This window comes from Metabacillus sp. B2-18 (genome assembly GCF_021117275.1).
In the GTDB taxonomy this organism is placed as follows: domain Bacteria; phylum Bacillota; class Bacilli; order Bacillales; family Bacillaceae; genus Metabacillus.
In genome coordinates this window covers 2,046,749-2,064,595 of the sequence record NZ_CP088245.1, presented here as the reverse complement: position 1 = coordinate 2,064,595, position 17,847 = coordinate 2,046,749, and the positions used below count along the sequence as shown (strand labels likewise).

14 protein-coding genes and 3 pseudogenes are annotated in these 17,847 nt (G+C 33.6%); 5 read left to right on the top strand and 12 right to left on the bottom strand.

Going from position 1 to position 17,847, the window contains the following annotated elements; genetic code table 11:
- Window positions 1-16: 16 nt before the first annotated feature.
- The 7 genes and pseudogenes from mutS to LPC09_RS10275 form a co-directional block, all read right to left on the bottom strand.
- The gene (mutS, locus tag LPC09_RS10305; RefSeq protein ID WP_231309493.1) at window positions 17-2,617 is read right to left on the bottom strand and encodes a DNA mismatch repair protein MutS; all 2,601 of its coding nucleotides are present in this window, start codon (window positions 2,615-2,617) and stop codon (window positions 17-19) included.
- 240 nt (window positions 2,618-2,857) lie between these two features.
- Complete coding sequence (locus LPC09_RS10300) at window positions 2,858-3,400, bottom strand: outer spore coat protein CotE (protein WP_098797263.1); 543 nt, start codon at window positions 3,398-3,400, stop codon at window positions 2,858-2,860.
- A gap of 560 nt (window positions 3,401-3,960) precedes the next feature.
- A complete protein-coding gene (locus LPC09_RS10295; RefSeq protein ID WP_231309492.1) occupies window positions 3,961-4,398 on the bottom strand; it encodes a regulatory iron-sulfur-containing complex subunit RicA in 438 nt (145 codons plus the stop codon).
- A gap of 1 nt (window position 4,399) precedes the next feature.
- The gene (gene miaB, locus LPC09_RS10290) at window positions 4,400-5,926 is read right to left on the bottom strand and encodes a tRNA (N6-isopentenyl adenosine(37)-C2)-methylthiotransferase MiaB (protein WP_231309491.1); all 1,527 of its coding nucleotides are present in this window, start codon (window positions 5,924-5,926) and stop codon (window positions 4,400-4,402) included.
- Window positions 5,927-6,103: 177 nt separating this feature from the next.
- A pseudogene (locus tag LPC09_RS10285) lies at window positions 6,104-7,300 on the bottom strand (DNA topoisomerase); the annotation flags it as partial.
- A gap of 602 nt (window positions 7,301-7,902) precedes the next feature.
- A pseudogene (locus tag LPC09_RS10280) lies at window positions 7,903-8,688 on the bottom strand (IS256 family transposase); the annotation flags it as partial.
- A gap of 252 nt (window positions 8,689-8,940) precedes the next feature.
- Window positions 8,941-9,199: pseudogene (locus LPC09_RS10275) on the bottom strand (hypothetical protein); the annotation flags it as partial.
- Window positions 9,200-9,415: 216 nt separating this feature from the next.
- On the opposite strand from LPC09_RS10275, the gene LPC09_RS10270 reads away from it, so the two are divergent.
- Genes LPC09_RS10270 through LPC09_RS10255 form a run of 4 tightly spaced genes read left to right on the top strand, consistent with a single transcriptional unit; the run spans window position 9,416 to window position 13,186 of the window.
- Window positions 9,416-10,501 carry an endospore germination permease gene (locus tag LPC09_RS10270; protein ID WP_098797266.1) on the top strand — a complete coding sequence of 362 codons (1,086 nt, stop codon included), beginning with the start codon at window positions 9,416-9,418 and terminating at the stop codon, window positions 10,499-10,501.
- Window positions 10,498-10,740, top strand: a complete 243-nt coding sequence (locus tag LPC09_RS10265) for a hypothetical protein (protein ID WP_231309490.1) — start codon at window positions 10,498-10,500, stop codon at window positions 10,738-10,740. The genes LPC09_RS10270 and LPC09_RS10265 overlap by 4 nt, the downstream gene beginning before the upstream one ends.
- Before the next feature lie 35 nt (window positions 10,741-10,775).
- Window positions 10,776-12,023, top strand: a complete 1,248-nt coding sequence (locus tag LPC09_RS10260) for a spore germination protein (protein ID WP_231309489.1) — start codon at window positions 10,776-10,778, stop codon at window positions 12,021-12,023.
- Window positions 12,020-13,186 (top strand): Ger(x)C family spore germination protein, encoded by a 1,167-nt coding sequence (locus tag LPC09_RS10255; protein WP_098797268.1) that lies wholly within the window; start codon window positions 12,020-12,022, stop codon window positions 13,184-13,186. Before LPC09_RS10260 ends, LPC09_RS10255 begins: the two co-directional genes overlap by 4 nt.
- A gap of 136 nt (window positions 13,187-13,322) precedes the next feature.
- Here LPC09_RS10255 and LPC09_RS10250 read toward each other — a convergent pair whose 3' ends face one another.
- From LPC09_RS10250 to LPC09_RS10240, 3 genes are all read right to left on the bottom strand, one after another.
- Entirely contained in the window at window positions 13,323-14,141 is an 819-nt protein-coding gene (locus LPC09_RS10250; protein ID WP_060668918.1) for an AraC family transcriptional regulator, read from the bottom strand.
- A gap of 617 nt (window positions 14,142-14,758) precedes the next feature.
- Window positions 14,759-14,947, bottom strand: a complete 189-nt coding sequence (locus LPC09_RS10245; RefSeq protein WP_002081493.1) for a hypothetical protein — start codon at window positions 14,945-14,947, stop codon at window positions 14,759-14,761.
- 1 nt (window position 14,948) lies between these two features.
- Window positions 14,949-15,389, bottom strand: coding sequence for an Hsp20/alpha crystallin family protein (locus LPC09_RS10240; protein WP_031536672.1), 441 nt, complete (start codon window positions 15,387-15,389; stop codon window positions 14,949-14,951).
- A gap of 176 nt (window positions 15,390-15,565) precedes the next feature.
- Between LPC09_RS10240 and LPC09_RS10235 the strand changes: the two genes are divergently transcribed.
- Complete coding sequence (locus LPC09_RS10235) at window positions 15,566-16,006, top strand: cell wall hydrolase (RefSeq protein WP_060668912.1); 441 nt, start codon at window positions 15,566-15,568, stop codon at window positions 16,004-16,006.
- A 560-nt stretch (window positions 16,007-16,566) separates the two neighbouring features.
- Here LPC09_RS10235 and LPC09_RS10230 read toward each other — a convergent pair.
- Together LPC09_RS10230 and LPC09_RS10225 are read right to left on the bottom strand one after the other, a co-directional pair.
- Window positions 16,567-17,250, bottom strand: a complete 684-nt coding sequence (locus LPC09_RS10230) for a DUF421 domain-containing protein (RefSeq protein ID WP_231309488.1) — start codon at window positions 17,248-17,250, stop codon at window positions 16,567-16,569.
- Window positions 17,251-17,274: 24 nt separating this feature from the next.
- A complete protein-coding gene (locus LPC09_RS10225; RefSeq protein WP_098797270.1) occupies window positions 17,275-17,847 on the bottom strand; it encodes a CBO0543 family protein in 573 nt (190 codons plus the stop codon).

The following is a 17,847-nucleotide window of genomic DNA, read 5'->3' as shown; positions in this document are numbered from 1 at the left end:
ACCGCCTTCTTGCATATTATTTTACCTTTTTCTGCAATTGATATAGTGCATTGATAGCATCAAGAGGTGTCATTTCTAAGAGATTCATAGATTTTAATTGATCAACAACATTTTGTTCTTTCTTAGTTAGAGTTTGCACTTTAGTCGCAGGTTGTCGTCCATCATCCGGGAACAGAGAAAGCTGAGAATCTATAAAAGATTTTTCTTGTACCATTTCACTCTTCTTAGGTGTGACAGAATTTGTACCTTTATTCTCTTTTTCTAGATCCTTCAATATTTCTTTCGCACGTACAATTAAAGATTTTGGGAGTTCAGCAAGTTCTGCTACATGTATTCCATAACTTTTATCTGCTGCACCTTCTTCAATTTTGTGTAAAAACACAACTTTTCCATTTTCCTCAATGGCTTTTACATGAATATTTTTTAACGATTGTAATTGTTCTTCGAGAACTGTTAGTTCATGATAGTGTGTTGAGAATAATGTTTTAGCGCCTATTTTTTCATGAATATGCTCAATAATAGCTTGTGCTAGAGCCATACCATCATAAGTTGAAGTTCCTCTGCCGATTTCATCAAACAATATTAAGCTTTGAGAAGTAGCATGAGCAATGGCATTTTTAGCTTCAAGCATTTCTACCATAAACGTACTTTGACCTGATATTAGATCATCAGCTGCACCAATGCGCGTGAAAATTTGATCAAATATAGGTAAAACAGCTTTCGAAGCAGGTACATAGCAACCTATTTGAGCTAGTATTGACGTTAAAGCTATTTGACGCATATACGTGCTTTTCCCTGACATATTGGGTCCTGTGATAAGCAGCATATGTCGTTCATTGTTAAAATAACAATCATTTGCTACGTATTCCTGAGTATCCATTACTTTCTCTACAACTGGGTGACGGCCATTCTTAATAAATAGTTCATTAGATAAAGAAAATGCAGGCTTGCAATAGTGACGATTTTCACTTACAGTTGCAAAACACTGAAGTACATCTAATTCACTAAGACGTTTAGCTAAGCCTTGTAATCTAGGAATATATTGTTTAATTTTTTCTCTAATTTCAACAAATAATTGATATTCTAATTCTACAATTTTTTCTTCTGCCTCTAAGATTAGTGACTCTTTTTCTTTTAGAGCTGGAGTAATAAAGCGTTCAGCATTAGACAATGTTTGCTTACGCTCATACATGCCTTCTTCTAAAAGGTGAAGGTTTGCTCTGGTTACTTCGATATAATAGCCAAAAACTTTGTTATAGCCAATCTTCAGTGACTTAATTCCTGTTTTTTGTCGCTCTTGCTGTTCAAGCTGAGCAATCCAGGTTTTTCCGTTTCGGCTGGCATCACGATACTGATCTAATTGCTCGTTATAACCATCGTTTATAATGTTCCCTTCCTTAACGGATAGAGGTGGGTTTTCAATTATCGAACGTTCTAATAAATTTGTTAAATCCTCACAAGAATCTAGCCTTTCTACAGAAAATGTCTCACTTTGTAAAGATTGACATAGACTTTCTATTGCTGGAACCTGCTGTAACGATTTTTTAAGTTGAATAAGGTCTCTAGCATTTACATTACCAAAGGCTACTCGACCAGCTAGGCGCTCTAAATCATATACTTCCTTTAATAATTGCCTTAGATCTTCTCGTTCGAAAAAGTGTTCCATTAAAGTTTCAACCATTGACAATCGCTTTTCGATTTTCACCTTATCTACAAGTGGCTTGTCTACCCATTGTTTTAAGAGTCTTCCACCCATTGCCGTCTTTGTTTCATCTAACAACCATAAAAGCGAACCTTTTTTCCCTTTTGAACGAATTGTTTCTGTTAGTTCAAGATTTCTTTTTGAAAAAAGATCGATCTTCATCGCATCATGAAGATAATACACTTTTAGTTTTTGCAAGTGATCTAAACTACGTTTTTGAGTCCGTTCTAAATAGGATAATAGTCTACCAAATGTTGTAACCAGCCGTTGATCGTTTATTTCTTCAACTAGTGAAGAAAACTGTTCTGAAATTGATGATTCTATTTGATAGGATAAAGTTGCTTGACATCGATCTATAAGCTGCTTTTTCCAGTTTTCTTGAAAATCATTTAAAATCACAATTTCTTTTGCACCAACAGAATAGATTTCGTTTAATAAATCATCAAAACTTGAACAGTATGCAACAAGGTTTTCACCCGTTGTTAAATCACTTAATGCCAAACCAAATTGAGAATCAAATTCGGTTATGGAAGCAATATAATTGTTCTCTTTTTCTTGAATTCCTTTTCCATCCATTACAGTACCTGGTGTAATAAGTTGAACAACTTCTCTCCGAACTACACCTTTTGCCTGCTTCGGATCTTCTGTTTGCTCGCAAATAGCAACCTTATAACCTTTTGAAATCAATTGTTCGATATAGTTAGGAGCAGAATGATAAGGAACCCCGCACATTGGTATTCTATCCTCTCCGCCTCCATCACGGCTTGTTAAAGTAATTTCTAATTCCTGTGATGCCTTAACAGCATCTTGAAAAAACATTTCATAAAAATCTCCTAAACGGAAAAATAAAAAGGCATCTTGATAATCTGCCTTAATCTTTAAATATTGCTGTATCATTGGCGTGTAAGTTGCCATGTTTATCCTCCAATACCACTGTTAACGTTCTATATAGGTTATTTTCCATTCCGTAAAATCTATATCTATGGTGAAATAAGCCTTTTTCAATATCCTCCATTATAACATAAATCGACATTTTCTAGTGAAAGTAGCACGTTGGAAATTTTCGTAACAACCATTAGTATATTATGATCTTTATTGTTCTAATTTTAATAGCTCAAGAGAAAACAAAAAAACTAGGAGGTTGCTTCCCCCTAGTTACTCTTCTACATCTCCAACTAAAAACTCAGGATTCAAGTCTTCAAACTCATCTTCTAATTCTTCTTCCCAACAATCATCATCATCGCAGCCTTCTGGATTAACGTGTACACAAACTTTAGTTTCACCAATAACCTCTGCAAGATGTTCGCGTTCCGCTTGAACAATAATTTTATTTCCGTTTGGTGAAATTGTAACTTCTAAACAGTTTGGTTGTTGAAGTGCCTTACAAATTACTTCATGTTCATCATCAATAAAGTTATCATCTTTATATCTAAGCTTAATCACATCTACATAATCTACACGTTCTGTAACAACTTCAGTTTTTGTGTTTTCGTTGTAAGAATACCAAACATTAATATCATAAGTACCTTCAACTTCAACTGTTTTACCTTTCTTATGCGCATCATAGTTATGGTTAATAATCCAACCACCTAAAATGCTCGCAGGTTTTTGCGATGGTGAAATCGTATGTGTACATTGTGAAAATTTACGTCCTTTTGCAACAACTGCTTTTGTAATAATCTCTCTGTATTCAGACATTCGAGCATACCCTCCTCAATGAATCTTCATTTAATCCTATGCTAGGCTAGTAACATATGTGCTAATTAATTAAATGAATTTATGACATGTTACGCCAATACATGTAACGTATAGTACATTGTATGCTAGGTTGACAGAATATGTGCCTAAAAAAGTAAAAAGGTGCATGTGTAAGTAAAAAAATTTGCTTAAATTTCTTTCCAGCGCCTTTATCATGTAAAACAAATGTATAACTTCACTCTCAACTATGTTATTTTTCCGTGTTTAACGTGAAAAGTAAAAAAGTCATTATTTAGTTGAGTGTTCAAAAAAATCTATGTTAAACCGGAGGAAGATATGCACTTCTTCAATGAAATTTTTATACAAATTCTTATATAACTTGCAATATCAATTGCTGTTATAGCCATTGCGAAGCTTGTAAGAACCCAAATTTATTTTTTCCTCACTTATTTAAGAGCTATCTATCAAACCTCTTATTATAAAAATTGGAGTGATTTCATCGCAAAGGAAAGACACATAAAAAGGCAATCGGTTCTTTCAACCGATTGCCAAAGTTTAAATTATGAACAGCTGCTGCCGCCTTTAGAGCTTCTTACTTTCGAACCAGTTTCACCTGCTAAAAGGTCACCACCAGTTGAAGTAATGATTTCATTTGTTACTTTATTAGAAATTGTATGAGAAACTAGTTGAAGTAAGTCGTTTACTTCAATTTGTGAATCTTTAAATTCCTGGATAATTGGAATTTCATCAAGTTCACCTTGAATTTTGTCAATTTTCTCTTCTACTTGCTTTAATGCTTCATGTTTACCATAGTGTTGAAAATTAACTGCTTGTTTTTGTAAGCTTTTAATACTTGCAATCATCTCACGAACTTTTTGATTTTCATTAAGCTGAGCTTCCGCACGTTTAAAGAAATCCACTTCCTTTGATTCTGAAATCATTTGTGCAAGTTCACGAGCTTTTACTACAATATCGTCTTTTGTATATATTTTTGTCATTTTATTTCACCTCAACCGCTTCTTCTACCATTTCTCCATCTAGCGTCCATGTTTTAGCTTTTATTATCTTAACTTTAACAATTTTACCAATTGCCGATTTTGGTGCTCTAAAGTTCACAAGCTTACTTTTTTCTGTGTAGCCTGCAAGAACATCTGGATTGTTTTTGCTCTCACCTTCTACTAGAACGTTCACAATCTGACCTTCATATTCCTTTAATTTTTTTGCAGAGGTTTCATTTACAACTGCATTTAAACGTTGAAGACGTTCTTTCTTAACCTCCATTGGTACATTATCCTTCATTTTAGCTGCAGGTGTACCTTCACGTGGAGAGTAAATGAATGTATAAGCACTATCAAATTCGACTTCACGATAAAGTGAAAGTGTTTCTTCAAATTGTTCCTCAGTTTCATTTGGGAAACCAACAATAATATCAGTTGTTAAAGAAGCATTAGGCATTGCTTCCTTAATTTTACGAACTAGCTCTAAATAGCTCTCACGTGTATATTTACGTGCCATAATTTTTAATATTTCAGAGCTACCTGATTGAACCGGTAAATGAATATGATCCAGAAGGTTACCGCCTTTAGCTAACACTTCAATTAAATGATCATCAAAGTCACGAGGGTGACTAGTAGTAAAGCGAATACGAGGAATGTCAATCTTATGAATTTCATCCATTAAATCGCCTAATCCATATTCTATATCCTCGAAATCCTTACCGTACGCATTAACGTTTTGACCAAGAAGTGTAATTTCTTTATAGCCTTGTGCAGCTAAATGGCGTACTTCCTGGATAATTTCTTCAGGACGACGGCTGCGTTCTTTACCACGTGTATAAGGAACAATACAATAAGTACAGAACTTGTCACAGCCATACATAATATTAACCCACGCTTTAATGTTTCCTTTACGAACTTTTGGAAGATTTTCAATAACATCTCCCTCTTTTGACCATACTTCAACAACCATTTCTTTTGAAAGATAAGCTTCATTCAAAATTTGTGGTAAACGATGGATGTTATGTGTACCGAAAATCATATCAACAAAAGGATGCACCTTAAGAATACGGTTCACAACAGATTCTTCCTGTGACATACAGCCGCAAACACCTAATAAAAGATCTGGTCTTTCTTTTTTTAATGTTTTTAAGTGCCCTAATTCACCAAACACTTTGTTTTCTGCATTTTCACGAATAGCACATGTGTTTAGAAGAATCACGTTTGCATCTTCAACACCGTCTGTTGGCTCATAGCCCAATGCCATGAAGATTCCCGCCATTACCTCTGTGTCATGCTCATTCATTTGACAGCCATATGTGCGAATGTAAAACTTACGACCTTGTCCCATTCCTTTAAATTCTTCAGGAATTGAGAATCCATCATATTTTACATCTTCTTTTCCACGCTTCTTCGCATCTTTTAAAGAAGGTGGCATATATACGGCTTGGAAATACTGGCTGTAGTCCTTTTCGGATTTTTTGTCCGAAGGGTTTACTTGAGTGCTTTCCTTACGCTGTTGTTCATTCATTATGCAATTCTCCTTTCAAACTGCGCTTATCCTAATCTTTAAAAAGGCAATTCTTAATTCTGTAATATAAAATATATAGAAACATACAACTTAATAGTATATCGATAATAGCAATAGAACACAATCTTTTAACCATACTGTAAAGAATTGTACATGTTTTTGCGGAAAAATGCGAATCTATTTTTTTTCATTCGTTTCTTCAAAAAAGAATTGTACTTTATTGTCTTTCCATTCAAGCCTTGCATCAAAGGTTTTATCACCCTTTTTAAACCCTTTAATAACATTAGACTGACCTTCACTTAACAATTTTTGAGCATTTGTTTGTGAGATTTTTTTACCAAGTATCTTTTTCGAAATCGTAAATTTGCATTGATTTGTTTTATAGTTTGAACATCCGTAGAACTCTCCTTTGTCAACTACATCTCCATCACAAAATTTACATTTCCCTATTTTCTTTCCTAAAGAATATTTTGAAGATGTTCTCTGAATTGATTCTACTTTTAAACCTTCAAAACTCCAACTTGTGGAGACTTCTATAGCATCCGATACTATTTTAGTTGACAACCTTTTTGTCTGCTCCATAAAAACTGATGCTGACGCCTGACCTTCTCCAATTTCCGATAAGCGTTGTTCCCATTTTGCTGTCATTTCAGGTGAAGCCAAAATATGATCTCCTACTGCTTCAATAAGAACTTTTGCTTTATCTGTTGCAAATACTTGATTTCTTTTAATTTCAATATATTTACGATCTTTTAGCATTGTGATAATACCAGCTCTGGTTGCTTCAGTTCCTAAGCCTTCTACCTTACTTAGTACTTTTTCCAATTCATCATTATCAAGATACTTACCAGCAGTTTTCATTAAGGTAATTAATTGTCCTTCTGTATATCGTTTTGGTGGCTGGGTTTTTCCTTCCTTTGTTTCCACCATATCAACACGCCCGGAATCACCCTTTTCAAGATTTGGTAAAATCTCATCCTTATCCTTGTCATTTTGATAGATGACTTTACGCCAGCCTTCTTGAATTTGCTGCTTCCCTTTTGTTATAAATTCTGCACGTCCATCAACAAGGGTTGTTAATGTAGAATAATCAAAAATTGCCTTTTCATAATGGGCAGCGATTAGCCTTCTAACAATCATGTCATAAATTTTTTCCTCATCAGAAGAGAGCTTTTTAGGATCCCTAACTTGCTCTGTTGGAATTATTGCATAGTGATCTGTTACCTTTTTTTCATTCACATATCGAGGGTTTTTTAAGATTGATGAAACTGGCAAAGGAAAGAGTTCTTTATATTGATCAAATCCTCTTAGCTTCTGTAGAATCTCTGGAAATTGTTCTGCTTCTCCCTCTGTTACATACGTTGAATCACTTCGGTATCTACAAAAAAGGGGACTTAATGAAAGTGGACTTAATGAAGTTAGGTTTAAAGCTAAGAACTAATAGGAATAAATTTATTATATTACATTTAGTAAATAAGCATCTATACATGTTTATTTCTTTATAAAGATTGTTTTAAAGGGGGGATTAGTTTAGCAGTTAAGGGTACAGAATGAGGAATGGTATGTTGATATGAAATTATTAAAATAGGGAGAAGATGTATTTTTATTGGATAAATAAAGGATGTGGAATAATAATGCATACACAAAATACTCATACAATTTAAAGACCTTCTTATAAGTCAGATAGAAAAGTTAATGAATTAAGATTAAATAAATTTTACAGTTAAAAGTAATGGGCCTTCGAAACATTGGTGGAAGTAAATTCTAATTGTTTAATAAAAAGCACATCATAGTGGGATAAATAATTTATATTCATTGTCTTTTGATGTTAAAAAGCAGAATTGAAAAATAACAAATGAGAGTAGTAAAAGGGAACTGACTTATTTGATTTAGGTCTATTAGAAAGTGCGAGTTAGATGAATAGAGCAGAAAGTATAAATGTCAGGGGCTGTCAAATAAAGTGTGTAAGTCCTAATTTACTCCATATACTTTAGGACTCGGTCTTTGAGGTTTTCGTGGAGTAAAAGTTGATTTATTACCATGGACCAGTTTTGAATAAACCCAACACTCCATTTCTTTTCTAATTCTTGAATACGTAAATATAGGACTTTGAACAGGGCATTTTCATTTGGAAATGCTCCTTTTTTCGTCACCTTTCGAAAGCTAGAATGAATGCTCTCTACGGCATTTGTGGTGTACATTACTTTGCGAATGGCACTCCCGTAGTCAAAAAGTTGCTCCACATGGTTGAAGTTGCGAACCCATACATCCACAGCACCTGGATAAGAAGTCCACTGTTTTTGAAAGGCATCGAAGGCGCTATGACAAGCTTTCAGACTAGGTGCTCCATACACCTTTTTTAAAGAAGCTGTAAAGGCTTTATACTCTTTAGTAGGAATATATTTAATGGAATTTCGAATCAAATGGACCATACAACGCTGCACAATCAGGTCAGGAAAAATGGCACGAGCACCTTCTTCTAGTCCACTTACTCCATCCATTGATAAGAAAAACACATCCTCTACACCACGTGATTTGATCTCATCAAAGATTTGCATCCATTTATGTTTACTTTCTGTTTCATTCAACCATATACCAAGGATTTCTTTCTTTCCGTCCATCGTATAACCTAGAATCGTATATACTGCATATTTCTTCGTCTCATACTGATTTCGTACAGTAGTGAACATGCAGTCTACGAACAAAAATGCATAACAGGGGCTTAAAGGTCTGGAATGCCATTCTTCTAGATGGGGTAGCATCAGTATAAGGGGATTCACAACGATAAGGAATTTCCAATATAAAAATCCTGATTTCCCATTCCCTAAACTGAGAAATTCGGCCTTTTTTTCGTTACCCAATAAAGAGGTACAGCCGACAAAATGCTGATATTATAGGCTAAGGCATTTTTTATATCCTAAGTGGACGTAGGGATGGAGTTCAAAATCTAGGTATAAATAAATATTCTCCTAGAAAGTACGTTCCGATCCTAATGGTGATATGTGCGGGAGAAAAACGTTACCTGATCGTACAAGATTTCTTAACTCGGTAAGAACAGACAACGCATAATTGGCGATTTATATTCCCATCATCATAAACGTGCTTTTGCCAGCGATTTGAGAGAAAGTTCAAAGGTGCGCCTTCTGGAATTCTTCGTTTATTATTTTTTGTTCATCTCTTTAATGGTCACAATAGCGTGAAGCAATGACTCTCCTGATTTTATATAGAAGTGATTTCTAAGGCATCTAACAATGTTGGGGTATGTTTACGTAAGTAGTTAAGAACGCGGTTGTTCTTACCTAGTAATTTGATTTTGGTTATACTTTGAATTTTTAAAGGTTACTATTATTTTCTGTGGCTGTTTCACAACGCTTTATTTAGTTGGTTTTCTGGATATAAATCAAATATTAGGTAATTATATAAAATATGGTAGCAAAAAGGAAAAACGAGATGGATAGTTAAAACAATAATGGGGTAAGAGTGTTGAAAATGGATCAAAATAAAGCAAGTTTTTCTACTATATTTGTTCTCTCTATGATGAGTATAGGATTAATGAACCATGTAATGGTGATACCCATGTTACTAAGCACAGCAAAGAGGGATTCTTGGATATCTGTACTAATTTCAGGAGTTTTATTTTTGGGGTGGCTTGTTTTTCTACAAGTAATTATTAAAAAAACAAATTACTCCCATTTATTTACTTGGATGAAGGACCGAGTTGGTAAAGGTGTTGCTTGGGGTCTTTCTTCGGTTGCCTATGTTTTTATCCTTTTATTAATTGGAGTTACCTTAAAGGATATGATTGTTTGGACAGTTACTTCCTATTTCCCTCAAAGTCCAGTTTTCATCTTAGCCATAGTTTTTCTAATCATTTGTTTTTTTGCTGCGACATCTAGCTTTGCTACCCTATCTATTATTTCAGGTTTTTTACTTGTTTTTGTTATTGCTTTAGGTTTTTTTGTCATGAGCCTAAATATTCCTCATAAGGATTACGCTCAAATATTCCCTATATTAGAACATGGTTTGAATCCTGTTTTGAAAGGCGTAATCTATAGTTCAGGTTCTCTAATGGAAGTTTCACTTATACTTTTCTTACAACACAAATTAAAACCCAACATTAAGGTTCGAAGTTTACTTTTTCTCGGAATTATCTTAATAGGGTTAACCCTAGGTCCCTTGTTAGGTTCAATTGCTATTTTTGGTCCAGAAGAGGCTGCTAATCAGAGGTATCCGGCATACGAGGAATGGCGATTATTAAAAATTGGTAAATATATTGAACATGTAGATTTTTTTTCTATTTATCAATGGCTGTCAGGTGGATTTATAAGAATAAGTTTAGGTTTGTTTATAATTGGACAGCTATTTCCATTTGAGAACGATAAGAATAGACATTTATTAATAGGGTTTAGCTCACTAATTACATTGTTGATGGTTCTTCTACCTATTAGTGATATGCAATTTGTTCGCTTTTTGCAAAATATATATTTTTATTTATCGCTTCTATTTTTAATTATCTTTTCTTTAAGCATTGGGTTATTAGCCTTTTTAAAAGAGAAAAGGGGAGATAATTCTTGAAATTTAATAAATATAAAAAACAAAAGGAACTGAACTCTTATCATACTACCTTTCAGAATACTGATGAAGTAAATGAAGAGAAAATTCGTTCAACTTATCAAAAAAGTGAGGATGTTAAAGTTGTACTACATAAATTTACTGATGAACAACAAGAAATAGATACCATATTTATCTATTGTGAGAATTTGGTTGATAAAAAACAAATAAATCAAATCATTATTCCACAACTAAAAAAATGACAACAAAAAATTACTATAAAATATTCAAAGATTGCGTGGAATGGAATCAAGATGACCTGGAATGGACACCTTTAAAGGTGGAAACAGGGTTAAATTCCATCTCTTTAGAGATCTTCGATGGTAATTTAGTCATTTATTTTCCGGAATTTAGCGCTTTTTTTTCTGTTAGTGCATCCAATAAACCAAACCGTTCAACTGAACAATCCAATTACGAGGTATCTGTTCGTGGCCCAAGAGATAATTTCACAGAGGATATCTCAACAAATATTGCACTAATTCGAAAAAGACTAAGGTCGCCAACGCTATCTTATCAAACTTATACGATAGGAACAAGAACTCAAACTAAGGTGGGATTATTATATCTAGAAGATGTGGTTAATACGGAGATGCTAGATACTATTCGGGAACGATTATCTAATGTTGAGATTGATGGAATTATTAGTTCAACTCAATTGCAGGAGATGGTGTCCAAACAATCACTTTCTATTTTCCCACTTTCTGCTGATACATCCAGACCTGACTTTGCAGTTGAATGTTTATTACAAGGTAGAATAATCATAGTAGTAGATGGCTCACCATTAGTCATTATTGCTCCTGTAACCATTACTTTTTTGATTAAAGCAGCAGAGGATTCACATTTTAATTATTTACCCATTTCATTAGCTCGATTTTATAGATGGGTGGGATTTCTTTTAGCTGTCTACTTACCCGGGTTTTGGATGGCACTACTTGCATACCATCAAGATCAAATTCCATTTCCTCTTCTTGCGACTGTAACTGTTGCAAGATCGGGGTTGCCATTTCCTGCACCATTAGAACTTATGATCGTTTTATTCCTGTTTGAAATGTTCCGTGAAGCTGGTCAAAGATTACCTTCCCCTCTTGGACAAACTCTCTCTGTCGTTGGAGGACTCATTATTGGAGACGCTGCAATTCGGTCGGGTTTTATTTCTCCTTCGGTCATCGTTATTACGGCTCTTTCTGCCATCTCAGGGTATACACTAGTGAACCAAATATTAGCAAGTTCAATATCCATTCTTAGAGGATTTGTTCTTGTTTGCTCGATTTTTATGGGTTTATACGGTTTTATGCTTGGAGGATTTATGATTGTCATTTATATGGCAAGGTTACGTTCTTTCGGAATCCCTTACTTAGCTTTAGTATTTCCGAAGTCTAGTTCAGATCTTTTCAAGGCGCTATTTCGGTTACCATGGAAAAGTTATAGAGAACGTGTTAGTTATGTTCGTACGCGGGATAGTACAAAGACGGATGAAGGGGAGTGACAATCCTGAAACTACGTAGGTTCTTTTTAATTAGCATACTAACTCTCTTTAGTCTGGTATTATCGGGATGTTGGAATATCAAAGAAATACAAGATATTTACTATGTTGCAGCACTTGGAATTGACTATAAAGATGAAAAATATATAGCTTATGTTCAATTACTGGACTTTTCTAATGTGGCTAGACTAGAAGGTGCTAGACCTGATAAACAACCACCGATTTGGATTGGGAGAGGTGAGGGAATTACGATGACAGAAGCGTTAAATCAATTATACAAGGACGCACAACAAAGACTTTTTTGGGGACATGTGTCTACATTGATTTTGAGTAATAAATTACTTGAGCAAGATATCAAATCCTCTATTGATTTTATAAATCGATATAGAGAAATACGTTATAATATCCAATTTTATGCTACAAATGAATCCATTGAAGACGTACTTAAAACAAAATCATTTTTCACTTTATCTGGACTCTCGACGATTCTTCACGAACCAAATGAAAGTTATAAGCAAAGATCCTACATACAACCCATTCAATTTTTCCAATTTATTCGAGATAGCAATCCTGTTGGACAAACAGCTTTCATTCCTTCAATAAAAATATCCACTGAAAATTGGAAAGAGGAAGATAAAAAAGCACCATTGTTAAGAAATGACGGCGCTGTCTTTATAAGAAATAACCATCTACAAGGATGGCTTTCTGAATCTGATTTAAACGGTCTAAGATGGATAGATGAAAAAACTGTTCGATCTCCTTTGTGGATAGTTGAAGATGATCAACCGGTTGTTTCTATAGTATTAGAAAAACCAAAGGTGAGGATAACTCCAGTTATTACTAACGAACAAGTGAGATATAAAATTAACGTATCCTTACAAGCCGGAATAAACGAAAAGTTAAAAGAAATTAGTGAAAACAAGTTAGTTGCTAACACTGAAAAAATAATAAGAGCTGAGATTTTAAATACTTTTGAAAAAGGAGTGGAGATAAATTCAGACGTTTATAGGTTAGGTGAAATATTATATCGGGAGAACCCTCAGAGATGGAATCAAGAGATAAAAGAAAAGCCATTTTTTTTAAATAAGGATAGTATCGAGCATATCAACATACAAGTTAATTTAGTGAACTCAGGAAAATTGAAATACCAAGAAGGTCATTATTAGAGTGATTTAGCTAAATTTCACAAAAGTCAATTCTTTATGTATGGAATTGACTTTTTAATTATATTTCTGATAGCGTATAATATTTGCGTTTCGTCTGCAGAGTCCCATAAACACATTCTATTACTGAATATGTAATTTACTTCGGGATAACAGGGACCCAGAGTTCGTGTCTTGGTTTATGCTTCGGACCGTAATAACATTCTATACAAGGTAAATTTGCAAGTTCATACTCGGAGTTAGGAACCCACTCGGTATATAAACGTTTCCATGCATCTACTATGTTCGGAAATACTGCCCATGTACTTGCGGGTATAATAAGCGTCTCCATATTTTCAGGGGATTCCCCATCGTATCTTACGCCCATGAAATAGGAAAATTCTTCATCTGTTATGGCGGCTTCTTTTCCGCAAACCCCCAGAAGGCTTTCAAGCGTGCATTTTGGATTTTCCCATGACATAGCTACTAGTTCTTGCATAAATCCATCTTTTTTCGCGGTGTTCCAAAGCGTAGGGATTGTTTTAAATGCTCTGCTTGTTTTTACTGGCTTACTTTTTCCTACAATTCTTAATTCAAAATCAAGGTTTTCAATTCTGTAATCCATCTCGGTATCTCCTTTAATAGTAATTTGAAAGGATATTCTGGGAAAGGCTTTTAACTGTACCCCTCTATTATGAGCATTGGAAGGGGTTACTCCATGCATTTTTTGAAAAGCACGTGAGAAAGTATCAGAAGAAACATAACCATATTTAACTGCCACATCGATGATCCGAATTTCACTTTTTTGAATTTCAAATGCTGCGAGTGTTAACCGTCTACGTCTAATATATTTTGAGAGCGATACACCTGAGATTGAAGAGAACATTCTTGAAAAGTGAAACTCGGAAAATTTAGCTACTTTTGCAGTTTCTTTGTAGTCTATTTCTTTATTTTCAATGAAGTTTAACGCATGGTTCATTCTTTTAGCCAATTGTGAACATCAAGTAGAATGACACAATTTCTGCTATAATAACTGAAACACATTACTGGAAGTTATCATTCACATTTTATAGTGAATTGCATCCTCTAATAACAAGACATCTGTTAATCATTTTCTGATTTTATAAGGCAAAGATAAGTAACAAAGAGACAATAATACATTTTAATAAGTAAAATAATGTATTTTTGAGCTTTCTATATGTAGTTATTGAATTAAAACAGTTTAGTTAAAGTACATTTATTTGCATACTTATTTTCAACAATGTAATTCAAGAAGAAGTAGAAAAAGAAATTACCTCTATGCAATAATAAGCAAGGAATGGGGGGGATAAGTTATCCTTATGTTAAATACTATCTACCGAGGTAATTAATTGAACGAAGTTTGAATTTATTCAAAATAAATACCCTGTATTACTCTAGTATAATAGATTTGGTTCTTACAACAATCTATACATAGTTTCTTATGTATCTTTAGGTGAAAACTCACAAAAAATAAAGAAAATACAGTAAGGGCATTTTTTTTACCTCTTAACTTTGTTACAACAATAGGGATGCCAAATTCGACACCCCCTTGTTTAGATAGTTCTAATCGGAAGATTAGTTAATATTGTTTTTAATATATGATGACTTAATGTTATGAGCAAGTTCATCTAATATAGCTTTCTTCTTATTATTTGAAGAATGACAAGTTAATATAAGCAAATCCACTAATTCTGGTTGCATATTAGATATCTCCTGCAAATAATCCTTATCAAATTCTTTCATAACTTCATATAATTTGCTCATTTTAATGAAATTCCACATCAATTTTCTTTTTATTATTTGGTGTAGTCTTTAACATTTTTACTTCTAATACACCATTTTTATAGGTTGCTGATACTCCCTCGGTAGATACAAGACTCGGAAGTGTTATAGCTCGGTGAAAACTACCTGTGTAACGTTCTTTTCTATACATATTTTTTTCTTTTGTTTCATTTGTTTTGTTTATAGAACCGCTAATCGATAATACATTATTTTCAATATCAATGTTTACGTCTTCTTTTTTCTCAAGTCCCGGTATATCACAAGTTGCAACAACTTCATTTTCACTTTCATGCACATCTACCTTAATACTTCCAAAGTGCTCTTTGTCCCCACTAAAATCAAACGGTAGGTCAGAAAAGATACGGTCAAAATCTCTTCTTATATTTACTAATTGTCTAAATGGGTCATAAGGTGTTAATGCCATAGTTACATTCCTCCTTCATTTATCATTCATATTCTCTTCATTTCTCATGAAATTATTAGCTTATGTATTATTTTCCTAATTTTTTAACAATTCATTTTAACTCGCTCATTAGTAAACTTCAACAAGGAATTTCTGATGAACAACGTTCATATAATTAGATATAGGGAGTGATAAAAGTGCCACGAGTAAAATATACCGAAAGTGATGTTGCATTGATGGCAAGGATGATGAGAGCAGAAGCTGAAGGAGAAGGACGACTAGGGATGCTTTTGGTTGGTAATGTCATTGTAAACCGACTAAAAGCAGATTGTTTAGATTTTTTAAATTTAAGGTCAATAAGGGACGTGATTTTTCAAGTACAAGGAGGAAATTATTCTTTTGAAGCAGTACAAAAAGGGAATGTTTTTTATCAACGTGCAAGAGATGTCGAAAAAAGATTAGCACGAAAAGCATTAGATTATTGGAGAGAGCATCCTTCTAAATATGCTCTTTGGTATTTCAATCCATATGGTAAATGCCCACCTACTTGGTACGCTCAACCATTAGCAGGTCAATATAAACAACATTGTTATTATGAACCCCAAGCTAATACATGCGAAAGCGTTTATAGATGGTAAAGCAGCATACGAATTGATATGTATTAATAAATAATTTGTTATCGATTATTAAGCTTGTATCGAAGATTTCGAAGAATCATTGTTACAAGCTTATATTACTTGCTTATCTTCAATAGTCGTGTCTTTTAAAACGATTAGGGATTCAATCCTTGTTGTAGATAAGGTCTCGTTATCTTAATATAGTACTTGTACTTTTTTTGCTCCATCTCCATCTGAAAATGAACGCATCCGTTAGTGAAGTAAAGTTATCGCTTCAGCCTCCAACTGATACCATTTTTCCACTGTAATATTTATCTAAGTTATCCCACTAATTTTTAGACTCTGACTTTAGATACTTATAATACATTCTTCCATAAAAAAGGACCTTTTGTTTAAGGCTTAATGACAGGGTTGCTGCTCTAGACCGCAAATTATAGTTTTCCATCCTCTAATAAATAGATTACACTCAAGGAACAAACACCCTATCAGATAAATTCATAAAACGGATTCTCTGGTTCATCTTTTTTTAAATCCACATTATATTCACCAAGAAAATTGATGTGCTCCTATCCTAACAAATTTTATTTAGGACTTACATGTATGCCTTCACTCTCTCTCCAATCTGCGTAAAGTATACGCTTTACATTATCATATCCATTGTTAGTTAATTGGTTATCTAACCACTGTTGATCAAATCCGAGTTCATGTAAATTATCCCATAATATTTCCCCATCTATAATTAACGATGTTGGGAGATCTACTGAACTTTCTGGAAGATTGAGATCTTGCTTGTCTGGTTTTTGATACTTAGATTTTAATAATAAACTTATTTGCCCATTAGCTTCCAATATACCGTATTTGACTTCGCGAACTGAAAAAACATTATTTTGTCGAAGTATACTCAAAACTTGATTTACATCCAATTTGTTCTTTTTAAGTAACTTTCGATCCATGACACCATCCCGAATGATGATGTTAGGATCGCCTAATAAGAGAGAACGTATCGATTTATTTTTTAGAGTCATAAACTCTATCACCAACATAAGAAATGTCCACAATCCGATGGCATATAAAAAGTGAAAAGTCCTTACCTTATCTTCATAAATGGTATTTCCTAAAAAATCTCCAAGTACTAACACAAAAACTAAGTGAAACGGGGTTAACTGAGAGATGGATGTTCTGCCTGTTATGATAATGATAAAAAATAAAGTGGCAAAACCAACGATGACTTTGATCGTCAGTAAACCAATATTAACTTCTTCCAAAGTTTTTTTCCTCCAATTTAAATTTTACTTAGTTGTAAGATCTTGAGGTTTAGATAAAGAGGCTAGTTTTAGTATTAAAGCTCGAGTTACAATTCCAACAATGATGTAATATATGAATGAATATCTGTATCTCCACTCTAAATAATTAACAAGTTTGACCCACTCGCAAAAGGGTTCACCTATAAAGGCATATGTTAGTGCCATAATGATCTGGGCTAAAATAAAAGATTTCCATGTTCTAAAATATTGATATAACAACATGTAAGCTACAGGTACCATTGAAAAATCAAAAGGAAAGGCCCGAGGAATAATAGGTAGGAATGCAATGGGGTAATCCCAAAAACTGTATTGTGCACCAACTACATCTAATAAGGTTGTTGTTATGATAATTATGGTACCAAACAACAAAATTTCTAAAATAATGTCTCGTTTAACGAGTTTAGACCATATAATCCAAGGTACAACTAAAAAACCAACTAATATCCACCATTCCCAAGTTAAAAATTCATTCTTTAGCCAATTATTTAATTCTAAAAGGTACAGTTTATCCTCTAATAAACGTATTTCCTTATCAAATATATTATCTATTGATATCAT

Excerpts from the sequence above, each read along its gene's own strand:
- mutS (WP_231309493.1), bottom strand. The coding sequence starts at position 2,617 with ATGGCAACTTACACGCCAATGATACAGCAATATTTAAAGATTAAGGCA.
- LPC09_RS10300 (WP_098797263.1), bottom strand. The coding sequence starts at position 3,400 with ATGTCTGAATACAGAGAGATTATTACAAAAGCAGTTGTTGCAAAAGGA.
- LPC09_RS10295 (WP_231309492.1), bottom strand. The coding sequence starts at position 4,398 with ATGACAAAAATATATACAAAAGACGATATTGTAGTAAAAGCTCGTGAA.
- miaB (WP_231309491.1), bottom strand. The coding sequence starts at position 5,926 with ATGAATGAACAACAGCGTAAGGAAAGCACTCAAGTAAACCCTTCGGAC.
- LPC09_RS10270 (WP_098797266.1), top strand. The coding sequence starts at position 9,416 with ATGGATCAAAATAAAGCAAGTTTTTCTACTATATTTGTTCTCTCTATG.
- LPC09_RS10250 (WP_060668918.1), bottom strand. The coding sequence starts at position 14,141 with ATGAACCATGCGTTAAACTTCATTGAAAATAAAGAAATAGACTACAAA.
- LPC09_RS10245 (WP_002081493.1), bottom strand. The coding sequence starts at position 14,947 with ATGAGCAAATTATATGAAGTTATGAAAGAATTTGATAAGGATTATTTG.
- LPC09_RS10240 (WP_031536672.1), bottom strand. The coding sequence starts at position 15,389 with ATGGCATTAACACCTTATGACCCATTTAGACAATTAGTAAATATAAGA.
- LPC09_RS10225 (WP_098797270.1), bottom strand. The coding sequence starts at position 17,847 with ATGATATCAATAGATAATATATTTGATAAGGAAATACGTTTATTAGAG.